Origin of the sequence: Maribacter algicola (genome assembly GCF_003933245.1) — a bacterium.
Classification (GTDB): domain Bacteria; phylum Bacteroidota; class Bacteroidia; order Flavobacteriales; family Flavobacteriaceae; genus Maribacter; species Maribacter algicola.
Map to the genome: position 1 here is coordinate 914,972 of NZ_QUSX01000002.1, position 21,295 is coordinate 936,266.

Annotated in this window: 18 protein-coding genes; 11 read left to right on the plus strand and 7 right to left on the minus strand. The window is 41.9% G+C overall.

Going from position 1 to position 21,295, the window contains the following annotated elements:
• Positions 1 to 139 precede the first annotated feature (139 nt).
• The 3 genes from DZC72_RS13270 to DZC72_RS13280 all read left to right on the plus strand — a co-directional run bounded on the left by DZC72_RS13270 (position 140) and on the right by DZC72_RS13280 (position 5,383).
• Entirely contained in the window at positions 140 to 2,554 is a 2,415-nt protein-coding gene (locus DZC72_RS13270; protein WP_125223390.1) for an alpha-ketoacid dehydrogenase subunit alpha/beta, read from the plus strand.
• Between the two features lie 149 nt (positions 2,555 to 2,703).
• The gene (locus DZC72_RS13275; RefSeq protein ID WP_243641744.1) at positions 2,704 to 4,968 is read left to right on the plus strand and encodes an aminotransferase class III-fold pyridoxal phosphate-dependent enzyme; all 2,265 of its coding nucleotides are present in this window, start codon (positions 2,704 to 2,706) and stop codon (positions 4,966 to 4,968) included.
• Between the two features lie 52 nt (positions 4,969 to 5,020).
• Complete coding sequence (locus tag DZC72_RS13280; protein ID WP_125223391.1) at positions 5,021 to 5,383, plus strand: DoxX family protein; 363 nt, start codon at positions 5,021 to 5,023, stop codon at positions 5,381 to 5,383.
• Here the strand turns inward: DZC72_RS13280 and holA are convergent, their stop codons facing one another.
• Positions 5,384 to 6,385 carry a DNA polymerase III subunit delta gene (holA, locus tag DZC72_RS13285; RefSeq protein ID WP_125223392.1) on the minus strand — a complete coding sequence of 334 codons (1,002 nt, stop codon included), beginning with the start codon at positions 6,383 to 6,385 and terminating at the stop codon, positions 5,384 to 5,386.
• Positions 6,386 to 6,411: 26 nt separating this feature from the next.
• On the opposite strand from holA, the gene DZC72_RS13290 reads away from it, so the two are divergent.
• From DZC72_RS13290 to DZC72_RS13300, 3 genes are all read left to right on the plus strand, one after another.
• A complete protein-coding gene (locus DZC72_RS13290) occupies positions 6,412 to 6,858 on the plus strand; it encodes a type I restriction enzyme HsdR N-terminal domain-containing protein (RefSeq protein WP_125223393.1) in 447 nt (148 codons plus the stop codon).
• Positions 6,859 to 6,870: 12 nt separating this feature from the next.
• Positions 6,871 to 7,875: a glycosyltransferase family 2 protein gene (locus tag DZC72_RS13295; RefSeq protein WP_125223394.1), complete on the plus strand. Its 1,005-nt coding sequence runs from the start codon at positions 6,871 to 6,873 to the stop codon at positions 7,873 to 7,875.
• A 93-nt stretch (positions 7,876 to 7,968) separates the two neighbouring features.
• Positions 7,969 to 8,826: an OmpA family protein gene (locus DZC72_RS13300; protein WP_125223395.1), complete on the plus strand. Its 858-nt coding sequence runs from the start codon at positions 7,969 to 7,971 to the stop codon at positions 8,824 to 8,826.
• A 57-nt stretch (positions 8,827 to 8,883) separates the two neighbouring features.
• On the opposite strand, the gene DZC72_RS13305 is transcribed toward DZC72_RS13300, so the two are convergent.
• Genes DZC72_RS13305 through DZC72_RS13320 form a run of 4 tightly spaced genes read right to left on the minus strand, consistent with a single transcriptional unit; the run spans position 8,884 to position 12,989 of the window.
• Positions 8,884 to 9,069, minus strand: coding sequence for a hypothetical protein (locus DZC72_RS13305; RefSeq protein WP_125223396.1), 186 nt, complete (start codon positions 9,067 to 9,069; stop codon positions 8,884 to 8,886).
• Between the two features lie 36 nt (positions 9,070 to 9,105).
• Positions 9,106 to 9,726: an L-threonylcarbamoyladenylate synthase gene (locus tag DZC72_RS13310; protein ID WP_125223397.1), complete on the minus strand. Its 621-nt coding sequence runs from the start codon at positions 9,724 to 9,726 to the stop codon at positions 9,106 to 9,108.
• A gap of 9 nt (positions 9,727 to 9,735) precedes the next feature.
• Entirely contained in the window at positions 9,736 to 10,620 is an 885-nt protein-coding gene (locus DZC72_RS13315; protein WP_243641745.1) for a glycoside hydrolase family 16 protein, read from the minus strand.
• A 44-nt stretch (positions 10,621 to 10,664) separates the two neighbouring features.
• On the minus strand, positions 10,665 to 12,989 hold the full coding sequence (locus DZC72_RS13320; protein ID WP_125223398.1) for an ATP-dependent helicase: 2,325 nt from the start codon (positions 12,987 to 12,989) through the stop codon (positions 10,665 to 10,667).
• Positions 12,990 to 13,160: 171 nt separating this feature from the next.
• On the opposite strand from DZC72_RS13320, the gene DZC72_RS13325 reads away from it, so the two are divergent.
• The 5 genes from DZC72_RS13325 (at position 13,161) to DZC72_RS13345 (ending at position 18,056) form a co-directional block, all read left to right on the plus strand.
• On the plus strand, positions 13,161 to 13,670 hold the full coding sequence (locus tag DZC72_RS13325; RefSeq protein ID WP_243641746.1) for a DsrE family protein: 510 nt from the start codon (positions 13,161 to 13,163) through the stop codon (positions 13,668 to 13,670).
• A gap of 122 nt (positions 13,671 to 13,792) precedes the next feature.
• Positions 13,793 to 15,100, plus strand: a complete 1,308-nt coding sequence (locus tag DZC72_RS13330; protein WP_125223399.1) for an amidohydrolase — start codon at positions 13,793 to 13,795, stop codon at positions 15,098 to 15,100.
• 6 nt (positions 15,101 to 15,106) lie between these two features.
• Positions 15,107 to 16,660, plus strand: coding sequence for an FMN-binding glutamate synthase family protein (locus DZC72_RS13335; RefSeq protein WP_125223400.1), 1,554 nt, complete (start codon positions 15,107 to 15,109; stop codon positions 16,658 to 16,660).
• Positions 16,661 to 16,673: 13 nt separating this feature from the next.
• Positions 16,674 to 17,444, plus strand: a complete 771-nt coding sequence (locus DZC72_RS13340; protein ID WP_125223401.1) for a hypothetical protein — start codon at positions 16,674 to 16,676, stop codon at positions 17,442 to 17,444.
• A 93-nt stretch (positions 17,445 to 17,537) separates the two neighbouring features.
• Positions 17,538 to 18,056: a DUF7935 family protein gene (locus DZC72_RS13345; RefSeq protein ID WP_099543017.1), complete on the plus strand. Its 519-nt coding sequence runs from the start codon at positions 17,538 to 17,540 to the stop codon at positions 18,054 to 18,056.
• Positions 18,057 to 18,241: 185 nt separating this feature from the next.
• Here DZC72_RS13345 and DZC72_RS13350 read toward each other — a convergent pair whose 3' ends face one another.
• Positions 18,242 to 19,156: a patatin-like phospholipase family protein gene (locus DZC72_RS13350; protein WP_125223402.1), complete on the minus strand. Its 915-nt coding sequence runs from the start codon at positions 19,154 to 19,156 to the stop codon at positions 18,242 to 18,244.
• Positions 19,153 to 21,243, minus strand: a complete 2,091-nt coding sequence (locus tag DZC72_RS13355) for a M1 family metallopeptidase (protein ID WP_125223403.1) — start codon at positions 21,241 to 21,243, stop codon at positions 19,153 to 19,155. Before DZC72_RS13355 ends, DZC72_RS13350 begins: the two co-directional genes overlap by 4 nt.
• Positions 21,244 to 21,295: the final 52 nt, after the last annotated feature.

Here is a 21,295-nt window from a genome sequence, read left to right on the forward strand (position 1 = left end):
GAATTGCCCTCCTAGCCCAATTCTACTGAGAATTTCACAAAATATTCAATTTCAAATAACATTTTCGCAACGGATAATGCGTAAACCGGATTGCTAAAACGATTTCAATTCGGTATTTTTGTGAAAATTCGAAAAATACATGAAGGTTTCTTCCAAAACTAGCACTGATATATCATTTGAAGATTTTAAGGAACAGATTATAAATGACTATAAAATTGCTTTTTTAAGTAGGACTTGTAGCCTACTTGGGAGAAAAGAGGTGCTTACGGGCAAGGCCAAATTCGGAATCTTTGGGGATGGAAAGGAACTTCCCCAATTGGCCATGGCGAAATCCTTTCAAAATGGTGATTTTAGAAGTGGATATTACCGGGACCAAACCTTCATGATGGCCATAGGCCTACTAAAACCCAAGGACTTTTTTCACGGACTCTATGCCACTACAGATATCCAAAAAGAGCCCATGAGCGCTGGCAGACAGATGGGTGGACACTTTGGTACCTATAGCCTTAACGAGGATGGTAGCTGGAAAGACCTTACAAAACAGAAAAACAGTAGCGCAGACATTTCATGCACCGCTGGTCAGATGCCCAGGTTGTTAGGATTGGCGCAAGCCTCCAAAGTGTATAGGGAACTGGATGGTCTTGATAGCTCCAAATTTTCAGACAATGGAAACGAGGTAGCCTGGGGCACCATTGGCAATGCAAGTACCAGTGAAGGAATGTTCTGGGAAACCATCAATGCGGCCGGGGTATTGCAGGTTCCCATGGTCTTGAGTATCTGGGACGATGAGTACGGGATTTCCGTTCCGGCGAAATACCACACCACAAAAGAGGATATTTCAAAGGTGCTATCCGGATTCCAAAGGGACGATAACAACAAAGGTGTCGAGATTCTCAAGGTCAAAGGATGGGACTACACCGCCTTGATGCACACATATGAAAATGCTGCCGATATTGCCAGGCAGGAGCACGTTCCCGTCATCATCCATGTAACGGAACTTACGCAACCACAGGGGCATTCCACATCGGGTTCCCACGAAAGGTATAAAGATGATGAACGCCTGACCTGGGAGCGTGAAAACGATTGTAACAAAAGGTTTAGGGAGTGGATATTGGAATCTGGCATTGCCGATGAGGAAGAACTTTCCAATCTGGAAAAGCAAATAAAAAGAACCGTTCGTGAAGCCAAAAAAGAAGCTTGGACGGAATATCTTCAGGAGCATCTAACTTTAAAAAAGACGTTGGTCCAGTTGCTCAATGATGCCTCAAATTCAAGTTCCAACAAGAATTTTATATCAAAAATAAAGAATGACCTTATAGCCGTTGACGAGCCCGTTAAAAAGGATTTGGCCGTAGCTGCCAGAAAGGCCTTACGGTACCTCTTGGGTGATAATTCCAAGGAACGTCAAAATTTGGCAAATTGGCTCAACAATTTCCTTTTGGAATCGCAACCCAAATTCAGTTCCCATCTTTACAGTGAAAATGACAACAGGGCAACCAAAATAAAGGCGATACCACCTTCCTATGATGCCTCAAAGGAAGAGAAAATAGATGGTCGGGTGCTTTTACGGGACAATTTTGATAAATTATTTGAAAAGTATCCCCATGCGCTGGTCTTTGGTGAGGACACAGGGGCCATTGGCGATGTGAACCAGGGACTAGAAGGGTTACAGGCCAAGTATGGGAAAATTCGCGTGGCCGATACAGGTATCAGGGAGACCACCATTATCGGTCAGGGTATAGGAATGGCCTTGAGAGGCTTACGTCCTATCGCGGAAATTCAATATCTGGATTACATATTTTATGCACTTGCCACTTTAACGGACGACCTGGCAAGTCTTTTGTATAGAACCTATGGAAAGCAAAAGGCTCCTCTCATCATTAGAACACGCGGTCATCGTTTGGAAGGAATATGGCATTCAGGATCGGAAATGGGCGGATTGATCCATGTTTTGCGGGGTATTTATATCTTGGCCCCAAGAAATATGACCCAGGCGGCAGGCTTCTATAACACCCTTATGAAAAGCGATGAACCCGCCTTGGTTATTGAAAGCCTCAACGGATATCGTTTAAAGGAACGTAAACCTACGAACCTGGGTGAATTCTGCACACCCATTGGTGTTGTTGAAAAAGTGAAGGAAGGTTCAGACATTACAATAGTCTCCTATGGTTCCACCCTACGCATTGTAGAGCAAGCAGCCAAGGAATTATTGGAAGTAGGTATCGATGCCGAAATTATTGATGCCCAAACGTTGCTGCCTTTTGATATTCATGCGGATACGGTAAAAAGTGTGCAAAAAACTAACCGATTATTGGTCATCGATGAAGATGTACCCGGCGGCTGTTCCTCGTACCTATTGACGGAAATCATCGAAAAACAGGGAGCGTACAGGTATCTTGACAGTGCCCCCCAGACCCTTACTGCCAAGGCTCACAGACCTGCGTACGGCAGCGATGGCGATTATTTTAGCAAACCCAATGTGGAGGACGTTTTTGAAAAGGTATATGCTATTATGAACGAAGCGAATCCTCAGGATTTCCCACGTTTGCTATAATTTAAAATGCCAAAATTTTATCCAACCGTGGTCCGTTTACAAAGCGACCAACTCGTCATTCCATTATGGCAACTCCATCTAAAATTGGCTATATTCTTTAGTATCTTTCCAATCGGAATATAATATTAGGACAATCTAAACAGTACACAATGGAGGAATGGCAAAAATCGATGGCAAAGGTTCTTCAACATCATTTTGATATTTCCAAACCATCTATATCCGGCATGGAAGGATATGAAAGCCAAAATTTTAAAATTGTATCGCAAGACAATTCTTATGTCCTGAAAGTGTACGAAGCTACCCCCTCCAATAAAGCTGAAATCGATGGGGAATCGAACATTTTGATGCAGCTCCAAGAATTGCATCGATACGATTTTCCTTTGCCCCTAAAATCGAAAAATGGAACCTATTGGATAGAAGAAGATGATACCCTATACCGATTGCTGACATATGTTGAGGGTGAATTTTTAGGCGACATTTCCCATAGTGCAACCTTGGCCTATGAATTGGGTGCTTTTTTGGCGGAAATGGACACCATAACCATCCCTATGTACGACGCCCCTACCATGGCAAAGCAAACGCCTTGGGATCTTCGGCATTTCTACAAAAATGAAAAGCTCATAACATATATTCCCGACCCCAAGCATCGGAGTTTGGTGGAATATTTCTTTTTACAGTTTAAAGAAAATGTAATTCCGCAGCAAGGGCGATTACGAATGGGAATCGTTCATAACGATGCGAATGAATGGAACGTGTTGACCAGAAACAATTCCATATCGGGCATTATAGACTTTGGGGATATGTGCTACACTTGGAGCATTAATGAACTGGCTGTGGCACTCACCTACTACATGATGGAAAAGGAACATCCCATGGAGTATGCCGTCGCGCTTATTAAAGGCTACCACTCCATTAGGCCGCTTGAAACAATAGAGTTGGACGTTCTTTATTATTTGATATCCGCCCGTTTGTGCACCAGTGTCTGCAATTCGGCCTATGCCAAAAAGCAAAATCCCAATTCAGAATACATAATCGTCAGCGAGAAACCGGCTTGGAAACTATTGCACCGTTGGCTCACCATACATCCAATAGCTGCGAACAATGCCTTTAGAAAGGCTACCGGTTTTCCACCAATACCAACGAACACCTTAGAAAAGCAGCTGGAACTTAGAAAAAATTTCATAAGCAGTTCCTTGTCGCTAAGTTACAAGGAACCCATACATATGGTGCGATCGGCGTTCCAGTATATGTACGATGCCAAAGGAAACACAATTTTGGATGCCTATAACAATATCATGCTGGTGGGGCACTGTCACCCAAAAGTTGTAGAGGCCGGACAGCGCACATTCGCCAGGCTGAACACCAACACCCGCTATGTATATAACGAGCTACAGTCCTATAGCGAGAAATTGTTGTCGAAATTCCCTGATTCCCTGAACAAGATCTTTTTTGTGAATTCTGGAAGTGCCGCAAGCGATCTGGCCATACGCTTGGCCCAAACACATACCCAAAAAAACAAGATCATGGTCATGGAACATGGATACCATGGCAATACTCGCATGGGTGTAGATATCAGCCATTATAAATACCAACACCAAGGAGGCGCGGGAAAAAAGGAATATATCCTGGAAGCGCCCATGCCCAAGATTTTTGGTTCTGGTTTTGATACCGAAGCAGATGCCTGCACACATTTTGTTGTGAAAACACAGTCAGAAATAGAAAAATATAGATCGGAAATTGGTGCGTTCATTGCGGAACCTATTATTGGGTGCGGAGGGCAGGTACCGCTACCCAAAGACTACCTAAGGCACATCTATCCAAAAATACGTGCGCAGGGTGGGGTATGCATTAGCGATGAAGTCCAGGTAGGCTTCGGAAGGCTAGGCAAGTACTTTTGGGGCTTTCAGATGTACGATGTCATTCCCGATATTGTGATTTTAGGAAAACCCATGGGGAATGGGCATCCCATAGGCGCAGTCATCACCACTCGTGAAATTGCCCAAAGCTTTGAAAACGGATTGGAATTTTTTAGTTCATTTGGGGGCAATCCTGTATCCTGTGCAATTGGAGAGGCCGTATTGGATGTCATCCAGGAAGAGCAATTGGATGGGCAAGCCCAACAAACAGGATCTTATTTAAAAGGTCTTTTGGCAGATTTAGGCAAACGGTTTCCAGAGCTGTCCGATGTGCGGGGCGAAGGTCTGTTCCTAGGAGTGGAAATTACAGACGAAAACAACCAGCCTGATAAGAAACGTGCCCATTATCTAAAAAATGGATTGAGAAATAGCAATATACTCATTGGAACGGATGGCCCAGAGGATAATGTATTGAAGATAAAGCCTCCTTTATATTTTAACAGGGATAATTGCAATATGCTCATAAGCCATATGGAAATGCTTTTACGGAAAAAATAATTTATCTACCTTTAGATGAATTAATCAACTAAATAAAAATATTTCCCCCCAAATGAAAGATATAGGTCTTGCCTTTTTCAGAATTGCTGTTTCTGCCATGATGATAACCCATGGTCTTCCTAAATTTCAAAAATTGATAACTGGGAACTTTGAGTTTGGTGACCCCATTGGAATTGGTGCCGCCCCATCTTTGTTCCTTGCGGTCATTGGAGAGTTTATCTGCCCCATTCTAGTAATTATTGGTTTTAAGACCCGTTTTGCGGCTATACCCACAGCTATCACTATGGCGGTTGCAGGTTTTATAGCACATGCCGCAGATCCTTTTGGCACAAAGGAAAAAGCATTGTTATACTTGGTAGCGTTCATTACCATCGCATTATTGGGACCTGGGAAATTCAGTATTGACAAGAAGTAATCAAAGAATCTTATACAAAAGTTCCTTTAAGAGGTCCGCTTGGTCAATATTTGAAGCATTCACACCCTTTCCCTTAAGGTCCAGCTCCCGCAGGCAACCTATGATCTGGCTCACCCTTTTCATGGGGAAGTTTTTTGCCGCCGTTTGATATTCACCCACAAAATAGGGATTGATTTTTAGTACACTGGCCACGTTTTTGGGCGAGTGGTCATTTAGACCATGGTATTGCAATAATTGTGCAAAAAAGCTATGTAATAGCGTTATGGTAAGCACAAAGGGATTGTCCTTGGGATTCTGCGCAAAGTAATTCACAATTTTGGTCGCCTTCAATATGTTGCGTTCACCAATGGCCTTTTTTAGTTCAAAATTGTTGTAATCCTTGCTTATTCCAATGTATTGTTCAATATCGTCCGGTGTAATTTCTTTTTTTTGGGGAATGGCCAATTTTAGCTTTTCCAGTTCATTGTGTATTCTTCCCAAATCCGTGCCCAAATATTCAACCAACATAATGGCGGCCTTATGGGAAATGGAGTAACCACCGGAAACCAAGGTTTTTCGCAACCATTCAGAAACTTGGTTCTCATAAAGTTTGTTGCTCTCAAAGACGACGCCGTTCTTCTTTATGAGCTTATAAAGGGTTTTTCTTTTGTCGAGTTTCTTGTATTTATAGCAGAAAACCAGCACCGTGCTCATTTGGGGATTTTGGGCATAGGGGCTCAGATTTTCGATGGTTCTGGACAAATGCTGGGCCTCTTTGACAATGACGACTTGTCTTTCGGCCATCATGGGGAACCGCTTTGCATTTCCAACGATATCCTCTACGGAAACGTCCCTTCCGTACAAGACCATTTGGTTGAAACCCTTTTCCTCTTCCGTTAAGACCTTGTCAGCTATATAGGATGCTATCTTGTCAATAAAGTAGGCTTCCTCCCCAAATAGGAAATAGATGGGTTTTATATTTCCTTGCTTTATGTCATTTACGATTTGTAGTGCTTCGTCCATTCGGAAAAAATCATCAATTTTGTACCATGCAGCCGCTTAACTTTCCCAAGTATGACTTTAGGTTCAAAAGTAGTCAAAATTCGGCCCTTATTTTTGACATGGTCCGCAAAAAGTTTGTGGTGCTCACACCTGAAGAATGGGTTAGGCAGCATGTACTTACGTTTCTAACCCTGGAAAAAAAATATCCGCTAAGCCATATAAACGTTGAAAAACAGATCATCTATAACGGATTAAGGAAAAGGTATGATATCGTCATCTTTAACCCTAACGGAACCATCCATTTATTGGTCGAGTGTAAGGCGCCACATATCAACATTTCCCAAACCACCTTTGATCAAATTGCCCAATATAATTTTAAGCTAAATGCCTCCTATTTGATGGTTACCAATGGATTGGAACATTACATGTGCCAAATGAATTTCCAGGAGGAAAAATATAAGTTTTTAAAGGAGATTCCTGAATTTAGCCGTTAATTTGCAACCGTTTTGAAGATTGCCATTGTAATACTTAATTGGAACGGGGAGGTGCTCCTGGAACGCTATTTGCCATCGGTCGTAAAATATTCCGAAGGACTTGCGGATATTTATGTTGCCGATAATGCGTCTACTGACGGTTCCGTCGAATTTCTAAAACAGCATTATCCAAACATCCAAATAGTTCAAAACAGTGCGAACGGTGGATTCGCCAAAGGCTATAACGATGCATTAAGAAAAGTACAGGCCGATATCTACTGTCTATTGAATTCCGATGTAGAGGTCTCAAAAGACTGGCTTACGCCCGTTATCGAATTTTTCATTGAACGTTCCGATGCCGCCATTGTCCAACCAAAAATATTGGATCTATTAAAAAGGGATTATTTTGAGTATGCGGGAGCGGCCGGAGGATTCATAGACCAATTGGGATATCCGTTTTGTAGGGGAAGGATCTTCCAAAGTCTTGAAAAAGACCAAGGGCAGTACGATGATGTGAGAGAAATTTTTTGGGCCACAGGTGCCTGTATGTTTGTACGTTCCAAGGTATATTGGAAATTGGAAGGCTTTGACCCCGATTACTTTGCGCATCAGGAAGAGGTTGATTTTTGCTGGAGGGCCAAAAACCAAGGATACAAGGTGTTTTATTTGGGTGCTTCCAAGGTGTACCATCTTGGTGGATCTACATTGAGCAATATGAACCCAAGAAAAACCTATCTTAACTTTAGGAATTCACTTTTTTCAATAACAAAAAATCTTCCAAGAAGAAAGGCACTATGTATTATTGCCGTTCGGTTGTTATTGGATGGCATTGCTGCAATGCGCTTTGTCATTCAATTCAGATTCAAGCATTGTTGGGCCATATTACGGGCACATCTAAGTTTTTATCGTAAGTTTAGGGGTATGTACAAAAAGCGTGAAAAAGCTAAATTCATATTAAAATATTATATTGTTAAATCCATAGTATGGTCTTACTTCGTAAATGGAATAAAGAATTTTAACATTTTAGTAAAAGATTAACTAATAACCGCTTTAAACGATTGTCAAAAACTATAATTTTGATTCCGTTTAAGTAAATAAGTAAATAACAAACATTAAATATAGTAAGCAATTATGAAAAAAATCGTTTTAGGCTGTCTTGGAGTAACGCTATTATTGTCTTCCTGTGTTTCACAGAAGAAATATGCCGATCTTGAGGCGAAACAAAAAGAGACCCAAGATTTATTGAATTCAGCAACCGTGAAGTTGAACGATTGTTTGGAAGAAAAGGCCACTGCCTCATCAAGGCTTCAAACCTTGGAAGATCAAAATGCCTTTTTGAAAGCCAATAATCAGGAGTTGATCAATAACATGGGCAACCTAACGACCTTGACCACCAAAGGTGCCGAGAATTTAGAGAAATCCTTAGAGAGTTTAAAAGAGAAAGACCTAACAATCCGTAAGCTGAACGATGCCATTACCAGAAGGGACTCAGTAAACCTTTCCTTGGTACAGAGCTTAAAAGGAGTTTTGGGCAATTTGGATGACGAGGATATTGAAATCAGCGTAGAAAAAGGTGTTGTTTTCGTATCTATTTCCGATAAACTATTATTCAGCAGCGGAAGCTACAACGTAACCAATAGAGCTAAGGAAGTTCTTGGGAAAGTAGCCAAAGTAGTTAACAACAAGCCTGATTTTGAGTTTATGGTAGAAGGCCATACCGATGATGTACCTTACAGAAGTGGCGTCTTGTTGGACAACTGGGACCTAAGTGTGAAAAGAGCTACTGCGGTAGTTAGAATACTGCAAAACGATTTTGGTGTTGATCCCAAACGTATGACCGCTGCGGGTAGGGCTGAATACGTTCCTGTTTCCCAAACTGAGAAATCCAAGAACAGAAGAACAAGAATCGTTGTGCTTCCAAAAATCGATCAGTTCTATAGCATGATCGAAGAGGGAATGAAAGATCCTGCTATCAATGGTGGAAGATAATTCTTCCCTTCAAAGTATATTTAAAAAGCGGCTCAAATGGGCCGCTTTTTTTATTCCTTATTTTTTCGTCGTTTTCAGATAATCGAATAAAACCAAAACGAACAACCCGGTCCAAATAAGGCGATAGGCCCAAATATTTACTTCAAAACCAAAAAACTGACCCGTATCGCCCATCCCAAAGAAACTATAGACTACGGTGAGTATAGCTATAGCCATTCCGATAATTAGTATTGTTTTTCTCATTTCTCAATTTCGTCGGTTTATATTATAAGTTATATCCTAAATAATATCAATACCCCCTTTTCCTTCCCTGATGACCTCTGGAAAGCCTGTGGACAAATCAATGATGGTAGAGGCCACATTCCCTCCATATCCTCCATCGATCACAACATCCACCAAATTATCCCACTTTTCATAGATCAGTTCTGGATCCGTAGTGTATTCCAAAACATCATCATCATCCCGAATGGAAGTTGAAACAATGGGATTTCCCAAACCTTGTACCAAGGCCCTGGCAATGTTATTGTCCGGTACCCGTATTCCCACGGTCTTCTTCTTTTTAAAGTCTTTGGGCAAGTTGTTGTTCCCAGGTAAAATAAAGGTATAGGGTCCGGGTAAAGCCCTTTTTAGAATCTTAAAAGTGGCCGTATCAATTTGTCGGGCATAATCGGAAAGATTGCTTAGATCCGCACAAATAAAGGACCAGTTGGCCTTCGCCAATTTTATTCCCTTAATACGGGCAATTTTTTCAAGGGCCCTTGAATTGGTTATGTCACAACCCAGACCGTAGACCGTATCCGTAGGATATATAACCAGTCCCCCTTTTCGCAATACCTGTACCACCTTGGCAATCTCTCTGGGATTGGGGTTCTCCTCATATATTCTTATAAGTTCGGCCATGTAATTCTATTATTTCTGATATACCCTTACATAATCTACTTCCATAACCGCTGGAAAAATAGTGTTGTCCACACCTTCAAGTCCGCCCCAATTTCCACCTACGGCAATATTCATCAAAAAATAAAAAGGCTTTGAAAAGGGCCAATTATCCGAATTGGAATTCGCCGGTCTTATGAAGTTCAGTTGCACGTTTTCCGCAGTGTCTATATAGAACTTCATGTATTTATCCGTCCAAAGGACGCCATAGGTGTGAAATTCTTCCTCTATGGTTTCCATTGGTACGGGTCCAGAAGTAATCTGGGTGCCCTTTACATGATTGTTTGCTGTACTGTGAATAGAAAAATGGACCTCGTTTGGGCTGTAGCTCACATATTCCATAATATCAATTTCGCCACAGGCTGGCCATCCAACGGAATTTATATCGTAGCCCAACATCCAAAGAGCCGGCCAAATTCCCTTTCCTTTATACTCGGGAATTTTAGCGCGAATCTCCATTTTACCATACCTGAATTCCTTTTTGCTATTTAATCTCGCGGAAGTATAATTACTCCCATCAAAGGTCTCTTTTTTGGCAATGATCTTTAAAGTGCCATCGCCAACTTCCACATTGCCCTCGCTGATATAATTTTGAAGTTCATTGTTTCCCCAACCGTGATTCCCGGTTTCAAGCTTCCAGTTTTCAGCGGAAAGTGCCGTACCATCGAATTCATCGCTCCAAACCAATTGTGCATCGTCCCAATAATCGGGAGCAAAGACATCTTCTATAGTAGGGGGAGTTTCAAAATTTTCAGGAAGAATACTTTCCAATGGCTCTTCTGCTACGGAAGAACTTTGACAAGATGCCATCAAAAAAGAAAAGGTGATAAACGGAATGGACAATCTATATTTTTTCATCGGTAAAGAAATTTATACCAATTTAGTGATTTAAGCTTTAACCGTTATAGGACCTCCAATTTTGCAAACCTAAGAAGTAGTTTTTTTACATCGCCTTGATCAAACTTGATTTCCGCCTTGCGGTCATTCCCTACCCCTTCTATCTTAAGGACCTTGCCCCTTCCGAATCTGGAGTGGTTAACCAAGACTCCTTCTTCCAGGCCTGGGTCGATCCTATTGGTGTTCCCTACAGGTTGTGAAAGTTCAGGTTTGATCTTCCTTAATTTTTTAAGTTGGCTTATGTTCGGTCGATCTATACCGGGAGGAGTTCCGCTTACAGGCTTCGTTTGTCGTAATCTACTTTTGTCCACCTCGCCAAATATGTCGGCATCGATCATGGACTTGTATCGATATCCACCATCCAAAGGAGTTAGGTTCTCTACATACTGCTCATCGATTTCCTCCAAAAATCGGCTAGGTTCCGCATCTATCAATTTTCCCCATCGATATCGGTTTTGTGTATAGGTCAAGTACGCCTGTTTTTCGGCACGGGTCAAGGCCACATAAAAAAGCCTTCGCTCCTCCTCCAACTCACTTCTCGTATTCATGCTCATCCCTGAAGGGAAAAGATCCTCCTCCATCCCTACGATATATACATATGGAAACTCCAGCCCTTTGGCAAGGTGAATGGTCATGAGGGCAACACGGTCGTCATCGCCCGTATCGTTATCCAAATCCGTCGCCAAGGCCACGTCCTCTAAAAATTCGCTCAGCCCTCCGGTCGCATCCGCAATTTCCTTTTGCCCTTCCACAAAGTCCTTGATACCGTTGAGCAACTCCTCTATATTTTCCATACGGGCAATACCTTCTGGGGTACCGTCCTTTTTAAATTCCAGTAAGAGTCCGGTCTTCTTGGCTACATGCTCAGCCAAGGTAAAGGCATCGGTCCCCTCGTTCATGATTTGAAAGCTTTTGACCATGGTAACAAAATCCTCCAATTTCCTTTTAGTACCAGAATTTATTTTCAAGTCTATTTTGGAAATGTTCTCCATGACCTCGAACATGGAACGCCCGTAATGATTTGCAGCAACCACCAACTTATCAATAGTTGTTTGTCCTATGCCACGCGCCGGAAAATTGATGACCCGTTTTAAGGCTTCCTCGTCCTTTTGGTTGATGACCAACCTGAGATAGGACAAAACGTCCTTGATTTCCTTGCGTTGATAAAAGGATAGTCCGCCGTAGATCCTATACGGAATATCTCTTTTACGCAAGGCATCCTCAATGGCCCGGGATTGGGAGTTGGTACGGTACAAAACGGCAAATTCCCCATTGGACATTTGGTTCTGCATTTTATGGTCCCAAATGGAATTGGCCACAAAGCGACCCTCCTCCGCATCGGTAATGCTTCTATGTATTTTTATGGCCGCACCATCGTCGTTGGCCGTCCAGACGTTTTTCTCCAGTTGATTTTTGTTCTTGGCAATGATGGAATTGGCAGCATTCACGATATTTTTTGTGGACCGATAATTCTGCTCCAATCGGTACATGCCCACATTGTCATAATCCCTTTGGAAATTGAGGATATTACTGATGTTGGCGCCCCTAAAGGAATAAATACTTTGGGCATCGTCACCCACTACACAAATATTCTGAAAACGATCTGCCAGGGCCCGCACGATCAAGTATTGTGAATGGTTGGTATCCTGATACTCGTCTACCAAAATATACCGGAAGCGGTCTTGATATTTTAAGAGTACATCGGGAAAACGGGTCAGCAATTCGTTGGTCCTTAAAAGCAGGTCGTCAAAATCCATCGCCCCGGCCTTAAAACATCGGTCTACATAATTCTGGTAAATATCCCCGATTCTCGGCCGCTTGGCCATGGCATCGGCCTCCATAAGTTCAGGATTATTGAAATAGGCCTTTACGGTAATGAGGCTGTTCTTAAAGGAGGAGATTCGGTTTTGAACCTGTTTGTACTTGTAGATGTCCTTATCCAACCCCATTTCTTTGATAATGGAGGCGATCAAGCGTTGCGAGTCCTGGGTATCATAAATCGTGAAATTACTGGGAAAACCAAGTTTGTCCCCATCGTACCGCAATAATTTGGCAAATACTGAGTGAAAGGTACCCATCCAAAGGTTTTTGGTTTCCGATACCCCTACAATTTCGGAAATCCGCTTTTTCATTTCTCTTGCCGCCTTGTTGGTAAAGGTCAGGGCCAGGATATTGAAGGCATCCACACCCTGCCCCATTAAATGGGCTATGCGATAGGTAAGCACCCTTGTCTTTCCGGAACCTGCACCGGCAATCACCATTAGAGGCCCATCCTTGTGCAAAACAGGGGCTTTTTGGGCATCATTCAATTCATCTATAAAAGAACTCAACGTAGTAATTTTTTAGAGTGTGAATTTAGCCATTATTGCACGATACAGGAAATGTTGTTTTTTAGATTTATAAACAATGTGGTAAGCCGTTTGTTCCTTTTTAAATATATTTAACCCATATATATACTTTACATGATGGGCGGACTAAAATTCTCGGGATTTTTACTTTTAATGATTTTCGGAACACAATGCTTAAATGCCCAAAATAAAAGTAGCGGGCCTATTATAACCGACTTTGGGCAGGTCTGGAAAATAGAGAATCAAGACTATACATTGGATACCTCCAAAACCTTTAAAGCCGTGTTCGACATCATGACCTCGCCCGATGATTTGAACCAAGTGAACCCCTCTATAGAAACCGCCGCCCGTTTTTTGAACATGCACGGGCAGAACGGAATTCCCTTGGAGCAATTGAAGGTGGCCTTGGTCGTTCACAATAAAGCTTCCAAGGATGTTATTTCATCAGACGCATATCAGAAGAAATTCGGAACCAAAAATCCCAACGAAGCTTTGTTAAAAGCACTAATGGCCGCCAATGCGGATGTCATTTTCTGTGGACAATCTTCCGTATCCAGGGGGGTCCCAAAAGAAGAATTAATTGACGGTGTGCAACTGTCCTTAAGCGCCATGACCGCATTGATTCAATTGCAGGACGATAATTATAGGCTGATCAAATTTTAAACATACATGATACAATATGCCATAATAACTCTTGAAAATCAGCAAGATGATCCGTGGCAAATTGCAAACCCATGCCTAGAAAAACCGAAGCATGACCTTTTACGAACAATAAAAATTATCAAATGAAAAAACTAGGATTACTTACTTTTCTATGCTGCGGATTGACGGTGTTCGCCCAAAAATCGATGGAAAAGGATTTTAGCGCCATTGAAGACAAAGTTATCGAATGGAGAAGGTATTTCCATGAACACCCGGAATTGTCAAATAGGGAATTTGAAACAGCTGAAAAAATAGCCGATCATTTGAAAAGTCTTGGAATAGAGGTACAGACCGGTGTGGCCCATACAGGTGTGGTGGGCATTTTAAAAGGGAACAAACCTGGGAAAGTGGTGGCACTTAGAGCCGATATAGATGCCTTGCCCGTAACCGAGCGAAATGACCTTCCTTTTAAAAGCAATGTAACATCTGAATATTTAGGAAGCGAAGTGGGCGTGATGCATGCTTGCGGACACGATACCCACATTGCCATTCTTATGGGCGTAGCCGAAGTCCTGTCCAAAAACAAGGATAGAATCAAAGGTACCGTTAAATTCATATTTCAACCCGCAGAGGAAGGAGCTCCTCCAGGTGAGGAAGGTGGTGCCGCTTTGATGATCAAGGAAGGTGTTTTACAAAATCCAGATGTGGATGCCATCTTTGGGTTGCACATCAATTCCCAAACCCCTGTAGGTATGATCAGATATAAGTCGGGAGGTACCATGGCGGCCGCACAACGGTTCGTAATCAATGTAAAAGGAAAACAGAGCCATGGCTCACAACCTTGGTCCGGCGTGGATCCCATTTTAATAAGCGCCAAGATTATAGATGGCCTGCAAACAATCATCAGCCGGGAAATGAACCTTACCAATGAGGCTGCCGTAATTACGGTGGGAAAGATCACTTCTGGGGTTAGGAATAACATCATTCCAGAAAGTGCGGAAATCGTTGGTACCATCCGGACCTTGGATTATGATATGCAAAAACAATTGAACAGAAGAATGAAGGAAATGGTACAATCCATCGCAGAGGCCTACCGTGGGGAGGCCACTACGGAGATTGCCTCAGGAACGGCCATCACCTATAACAATCCAGAATTGGTTTCCCAAATGATACCGACCATGAAAGCCGTTGCCGGAAAGGAAAACGTTGTGGTCGCCAAGGCCGTTACGGGTGCGGAGGACTTCTCGTTCTATCAAGAAAAAGTGCCCGGATTCTTTTTCTTTTTGGGTGGTATGACTCCAGGGACCAAGGAATCCTTTCCTCATCACACCCCAGATTTCAGGATTGATGACAGTGGTTTGTTATTGGGCGTAAAAACCCTTACTGCCATGAGTCTGGATTACCTGAACAGCGATAAAACCCCAAGATTGGAAAATCAACCAAAAGGATAATTATCAATGGCTTACCAGATTGTATTACTTGCCATTATTCCATGGTGGGTATGGATTATTATTTTCTTGGCCTTAGTGGCCCTTTGGGATATTTTCATTCAGAGGAAGCATACCATTAAACACAATTATCCCATTGTAGGCCATTTAAGATATTGGCTGGAAAGTATCGGCCCGGAAATGCGCCAATATTTTGTGGCTAATAACCGTGAAGAGCTGCCCTTTAATAGGATTGAACGTGGTTGGATCTATGCATCCGCCAAAAAAGAGAACAATTACGAGGGATTTGGTACGGATCGGGACATTTATGCCCATCAACATGTTTTTATCAAAAATAGCATGATGGCCTATAAGGTTCCACAAGGCCACCCCAACGAACTGGACCCCACTTTTATTCCATGCGCAAAAGTTATGGGAGCTTTCCACAAACGAAAAAGACCATACAGGCCAGCGAGCGTCATTAATGTTTCGGCCATGAGCTTTGGATCTTTATCGGCTGCAGCGGTAGAGGCCATGAACATTGGCGTTAAAAAATGTGGCGCCTACCATAATACGGGTGAAGGCGGACTTTCCCCGTATCACAAGCAAGGTGGTGATGTCATTTTTCATTTCGGTACCGGATATTTTGGCGTTAGAACTCCGGATGGAAATTTTTCCATGGAAAAAATGAAAAAGCTTGTTGATGATAATCCCTGTATAAAAGCTATTGAAATAAAACTGTCCCAAGGTGCCAAACCGGGGAAGGGAGGTGTTTTGCCCGGAGCGAAAATCACCCATGAATTGGCCGATATAAGAGGGGTTGAAGTGGGAAAGGATGTGCTATCCCCTGCAACCCATAAGGCATTCTCCTCAGTACCAGAACTCATGGCCCTCATTGAGCAAATTGCCGATGAAACCGGATTGCCTGTTGGTATTAAGGCGGCCATTGGAAAACTGGACCAATGGGAAGAATTGGCCAACCTGATGCTAAAAACTGGAAAAGGACCCGATTTTATTACCGTAGATGGTGGTGAAGGTGGTACGGGCGCTGCGCCTCCCTCCTTCGCCGATCATGTGTCCCTACCATGGGTGTACGGCTTCTCCAGTGTATACAAGGTTTTTCTTGACAGAAAATTGACGGACAGGATCCTTTTCATAGGAAGTGGCAAACTAGGCTTCCCCGCCAAAGCGGCCATGGCCTTTGCTATGGGGATAGATTGTATCAATGTGGCACGTGAGGCCATGATGAGCATTGGTTGCATCCAGGCCCAGGTATGTCACACCAACAGGTGTCCCACGGGTATTGCCACACAGAACAAATGGCTTCAGAATGGTATTGACGTCCCATTAAAGTCGGATCGATTGGCCCAATATTTCAGAACCTTCCGAAAGGAATTTTTGGAAATTACCCATGCGTCGGGATACGAACATCCCTGTCAATTTACCATGGACGATGTACAGGTAAACCTAGATGACAACGAATTGAACAAAAGCCTTGCCTATGCATACGGATATAATAAACCCAAAGTACCCTTTAATGGTGTTCAGGAATTAAAAGACTGTTCGTATCTTGGCGGCAAATAAAATGCAAGTATCCATGAAGAAAATGTTACCCCTTTTGATCTTTACTTTTTGTTTTATCGGGATGATGAATGCCCAGAAAAAAAGTGAGCTTATTGAGCAGAACCAAGAATTAAAATATCGTTTGGATTCCATAACGCGCCTAATTTCCACGGCACAGTCGAGTCAAAAAAGAAGTGAAATCAAGGCGGAGGAATTGCAATCCCAAGTAACCGAATTACAGGATGCTAACGCTACCTTGCTCAAAAACTTGAACAGTTTTGCGGCCCTATCCAGCCAAAATTCCGAAAATATAAACAAGACCTTGGCCACCTTGGAGCGCAAGGAAGCTCAACTAAGAGGCATTGTGGACGGTGTGGCCAGCAATGACTCCACGGCCATTGTGATATTGACCAATGCCAAGCAAACGTTGGGCGAGAATGCCAAGGTACAGGTGAGTAATGGTTCCGTGATTATCTCAGAGAAATTGGATTTCTATTTTGCGGATGGATTGGGTTCCAAGGTTCAGGAATCGGCCAAGCCCTGGTTGGAAAAAATTTCGAAAATCATTGCCGCAAATCCAAAATCCGCGATTACAGTATCCGGATTGAGTATGACCGGCGAATTGGATATAGCACTCGCACAAGCTTCTTCCTTAGCACAGATGCTTATAAAGGATTACGGTATAGAAGGTTCCAAGGTTAGTGCCAAAGGAATGGATGGAGGACTACGGGAAGCACTACAAATTGAAATCCATCCGGACTACAAATCCTTCTATGCAACCGCTAAGGACGATATAAAAAACTAAAATTGCATTTCATCGATCAAGTCATATACTAATTGACAAAACTGGTCGTTAAAGAGTCATGAATAATGAACTAACCAGTTTAAAATTATAAGAATGACTTCGGATCAAATTTTTCAACTTTTTGCTTATTTATTGCCATCGATCGTAACTGGTGCCATTGCTTTCTATTTCTTTAGGATGCACACCAACAATGAAGAAGGAAGAAGACGTTTTTTATTGCACAAGGATTCCCAGAAGGACACATTACCCATTCGCTTGCAGGCCTATGAACGTATGGCCCTGTTTTTGGAGCGGATTGCCATTCCCAGTTTGGTAGTTCGTGTAGCACCAAAAAGTCAGGATAAGGATGCCTATGAAAATTTATTGATTAAAAGCATTGAAACGGAATTCGATCACAACCTTACCCAACAAATCTATATGACGGATGAATGTTGGAACATTATCAAGGCTGCCAAAAACGCTACCGTTCAAATGATACGAAAAGCGGCAATGAGCCAATCTGAAACCGCCGATAAACTTCGTGAGGATATCCTGAACGATACCATGGAAAAGGCTTCCCCATCCGCTACCGCCCTATCCTTTGTAAAAAAGGAAATTGGGGAATTGTGGTAGTTAGGAGTTAGTTGTTGGTTGTTGGTTGTTCCCTTCGACTACGCTCAGGGCCAGGGTTGTTAGTAAAATCTACATTTTTCACTTTTTATTTTTCACTCCAAACTTGAAACTTCAAACCTGAAACTAACAAGCAAACAGAACGCAGCGTCTATCTAAAAGCGTTTAGCGAATAGCGAATAGCGCAACTACTCATTCTCATTGGGTTCAATAGGGTTGGTTTCCTCATTCTTATTTTTGGCATAGAGATAGCCGCGCTTCCACCAAAGGGTCATTTTCTTTTTATCGAAAATCAAGGAATTGGTAGTTAAGATTGTGGGCGTATAATAAAGGTTAATGATGGCATTGTTCTGATTGGCAACAAATTTTCCAATTCGTATGTTTTGGGATTCGATTCGGTCAAAAACAAAACTCATCATAGAAGTTAAAAGCTCAAAGGGGTTTCTGGAAGGCATTCGGTTTAAATAATTGACTTCCGTGTGGAGCACCACTACATCAACTTCCGTTGCGCCTCTTTTTATAGCCTCTTCAATAGGGACGATACTTCCCAATCCGCCATCGGCATATTCACAGCCCTCCTTTCTCACCAAACTCATAAACGGGGTATAATTGGCCGAAATCCATATCCAATCACAAAAATCCTCGTAGGAACAATCTTTTATTGATTTGTATTCGACTTGGTTCAGGGAAAGGTTACTGACCGTAATGACCACATCTGACATACCATTTTTGAGCTTATTGAATTCTGTTTTTGTAAGACTAGTACCAATAAGCTGACGTAAATTTTCACTCTCACCAAAGGTTTTTTTACCCTTAATAAAATTACGGAGTACGTTCCAGTGATCGATACCAATTTCATCACTCCCATGTTTTTTCTTGATTACAAAAGGGCAATTGTTGAAAATGCTATTTTGGGTGACATTCGAATAGATTCGCTTTATTTTCTCTATCTTACCTAAGGCCAAATGGGAAATCAATAAACTCCCCGTAGAGGTACCCACAAAGATGTCATAGGTTTTACCGGCATCTTTAATTAAAAACTGGGCCACGCCTCCGGCAAATGCCCCCTTGCTTCCTCCTCCTGAAATGACCAAAGCCCTCATGGTAATTCTATTTTGGTTTTTAAATAACGTACATCCGATGGTTTTAGTTGCATGGCTACAGAGACAATCTGTTGTTTTAGGTTTTCGTTCGTAAGCATTTCGTCCAGTAAATTTCTTACAAACATTCTGAACTGCCATGAATGGTGGTCCGTTGCCAAAATCAATTGCCTTAAAACTTCCCTATTGACAGCATTTATTTGATATAAATATTGAAAGGCACTTTGCCGGATTTCCGGATTATAGATTTCATGGGTATAAGAAATCAATTCTTCCAGATAATTTGCCTTCTCCACCGTTTTATAGTCGGGAGTCACCAAAGCCAAGGTCAGCCATAAAAGACGGACATTTTTATTGGGTAGGCCCACTACATCTTCAAGTTTATTCAAATACCCAACCCGATTTTCAGGAAAAGCCTCCCATAACTTAAAAAGCGTATATTCTTTGGTAACGTAACTTTTATCCTGCAAAAACGACTCAAAATACATTCTTAATTCCGGTGTAGCATTTGGAATGGACATGGCCAACGCCCGTCTTACTTTCAGAGAGGATTCATTTTGAAAGATTTTTTTCAATGTTGCATCTGGAATTTGGTTTTGGAATTCAGAAATCAAATGCGATTTCAATGGTGCCGGCGTCTCCTTATTCCATATCCACATTAATTTTTCATCGTCCAAAACAGCTGATGAATGCATTTGATCTTGTAAAAAAAAGTAGTTTTTCAGACTTTCATTTTTACTTGCCAAATATGCCTTTGCGTCGTCCCAAGGAAATTCGGTTGAAACCAACCAACCGGCTTTATAATCTTCTAAATTTTGATGTGATGCCACTTCCATCTCCGTTAAAAAATCAGTGACGGTTACACTTTTATAGGCATACTTTCCCAAATAGGATTTGATTCCCCTTTTAAAAGCTTCGTCCCCCACTTCTTCCCGAAGCATCACCAAGGCCCATGCTCCCTTTTCATAAAAAGTAAGACTACTTGCTTTGGGATTCAGTAAACTTTCCCCTCTACCTTCCTCCGAAATTTCCTTTAATTGTTCTGCGGTATCATACAGTTTCCAATAAAAATAATCATCACCGAATAATTGCTTTTCGGCCAGGTAGGCATAATAGGTAGCAAAGCCCTCATGAAGCCAGTGGTGGTTGCCATCCTTTTCGGTAACGAGGTTTCCAAACCATTGGTGGGCCATTTCATGGGCATTGATATTGACATAATTACGATCAATAAATGCCGTGGAATCTATGACATAGGCATCGGAAAAAATAGTAGCACCTGTATTTTCCATTCCCGCATAGAGAAAATCATGAACCGGTACCTGTTTGTAATTCTGCCAGGGATAGGCTACCCCAATTTCATTTTCGAAAAAATCCAAAATCTCCTTCGTGTATCGGTACGTAGGTTCGACCTTTAAACTATCCTTCGGATAGAAATAATTTTCGATAGGCACTCCACTTTCAGATGTCAACTCCTGTTTATTATATTTTCCAATGGCAAAGGCCAATAAATAGCTGCTCATAGGGTTTTCCATAGAAAAGGAATAAACTGGATTTTTTACGGGTCCTGGAGTATACGAATTAAATTTGCCATTGGTAACCACTCGAAAGGGTAAGTCTACTTGTACATTCATATTAAATACTACCTTCTCTTCCATATCATCAAAACTAGGTAACCAATAACTGGTATATTTTCCCTGACCTTGGGTCCAGACTTGGTCATTGTCTGGATTATCGTCCTCAAGTCCTATAAAATAGACCGTCTGTTTAGGAGCACATGAATATTGGATAAAAATTTTGTGGTCAACTCCCTTTTTAAACTTCTTTTTAATTACCAATCTTTTTCCATCATAATTCCATTTGACTCTTTTATCATCCAATTTCACTTTTTCAAAATCCATATTCTTGGCATCTAGCCATACGGAATCCACATTTTGAAGGACATGAAAATCATAAAAGACCTTTCCGGCAATGCTTTCTTTGGACAGGTTTGGAGTAATTACTATCGTCGCCTTTATAAAATCTACCTTGTCCTGATGCTGGGAAAAAGCGGACAGACCAAGGAACATAAATAAAAACCAAACCCGATTCATAACCATAAACAATCAATTCTTGGACCAAATTAACGCTTTTCCTGTATTGCAG

What these genes read in the sequence shown, in the direction of transcription:
- DZC72_RS13270 (WP_125223390.1), top strand. Translation starts at nt 140, where the DNA reads ATGAAGGTTTCTTCCAAAACTAGCACTGATATATCATTTGAAGATTTT.
- DZC72_RS13275 (WP_243641744.1), top strand. Translation starts at nt 2,704, where the DNA reads ATGGAGGAATGGCAAAAATCGATGGCAAAGGTTCTTCAACATCATTTT.
- DZC72_RS13280 (WP_125223391.1), top strand. Translation starts at nt 5,021, where the DNA reads ATGAAAGATATAGGTCTTGCCTTTTTCAGAATTGCTGTTTCTGCCATG.
- holA (WP_125223392.1), bottom strand. Translation starts at nt 6,385, where the DNA reads ATGGACGAAGCACTACAAATCGTAAATGACATAAAGCAAGGAAATATA.
- DZC72_RS13290 (WP_125223393.1), top strand. Translation starts at nt 6,412, where the DNA reads ATGCAGCCGCTTAACTTTCCCAAGTATGACTTTAGGTTCAAAAGTAGT.
- DZC72_RS13300 (WP_125223395.1), top strand. Translation starts at nt 7,969, where the DNA reads ATGAAAAAAATCGTTTTAGGCTGTCTTGGAGTAACGCTATTATTGTCT.
- DZC72_RS13305 (WP_125223396.1), bottom strand. Translation starts at nt 9,069, where the DNA reads ATGAGAAAAACAATACTAATTATCGGAATGGCTATAGCTATACTCACC.
- DZC72_RS13310 (WP_125223397.1), bottom strand. Translation starts at nt 9,726, where the DNA reads ATGGCCGAACTTATAAGAATATATGAGGAGAACCCCAATCCCAGAGAG.
- DZC72_RS13315 (WP_243641745.1), bottom strand. Translation starts at nt 10,620, where the DNA reads ATGAAAAAATATAGATTGTCCATTCCGTTTATCACCTTTTCTTTTTTG.
- DZC72_RS13325 (WP_243641746.1), top strand. Translation starts at nt 13,161, where the DNA reads ATGATTTTCGGAACACAATGCTTAAATGCCCAAAATAAAAGTAGCGGG.
- DZC72_RS13330 (WP_125223399.1), top strand. Translation starts at nt 13,793, where the DNA reads ATGAAAAAACTAGGATTACTTACTTTTCTATGCTGCGGATTGACGGTG.
- DZC72_RS13335 (WP_125223400.1), top strand. Translation starts at nt 15,107, where the DNA reads ATGGCTTACCAGATTGTATTACTTGCCATTATTCCATGGTGGGTATGG.
- DZC72_RS13340 (WP_125223401.1), top strand. Translation starts at nt 16,674, where the DNA reads ATGAAGAAAATGTTACCCCTTTTGATCTTTACTTTTTGTTTTATCGGG.
- DZC72_RS13345 (WP_099543017.1), top strand. Translation starts at nt 17,538, where the DNA reads ATGACTTCGGATCAAATTTTTCAACTTTTTGCTTATTTATTGCCATCG.
- DZC72_RS13350 (WP_125223402.1), bottom strand. Translation starts at nt 19,156, where the DNA reads ATGAGGGCTTTGGTCATTTCAGGAGGAGGAAGCAAGGGGGCATTTGCC.
- DZC72_RS13355 (WP_125223403.1), bottom strand. Translation starts at nt 21,243, where the DNA reads ATGAATCGGGTTTGGTTTTTATTTATGTTCCTTGGTCTGTCCGCTTTT.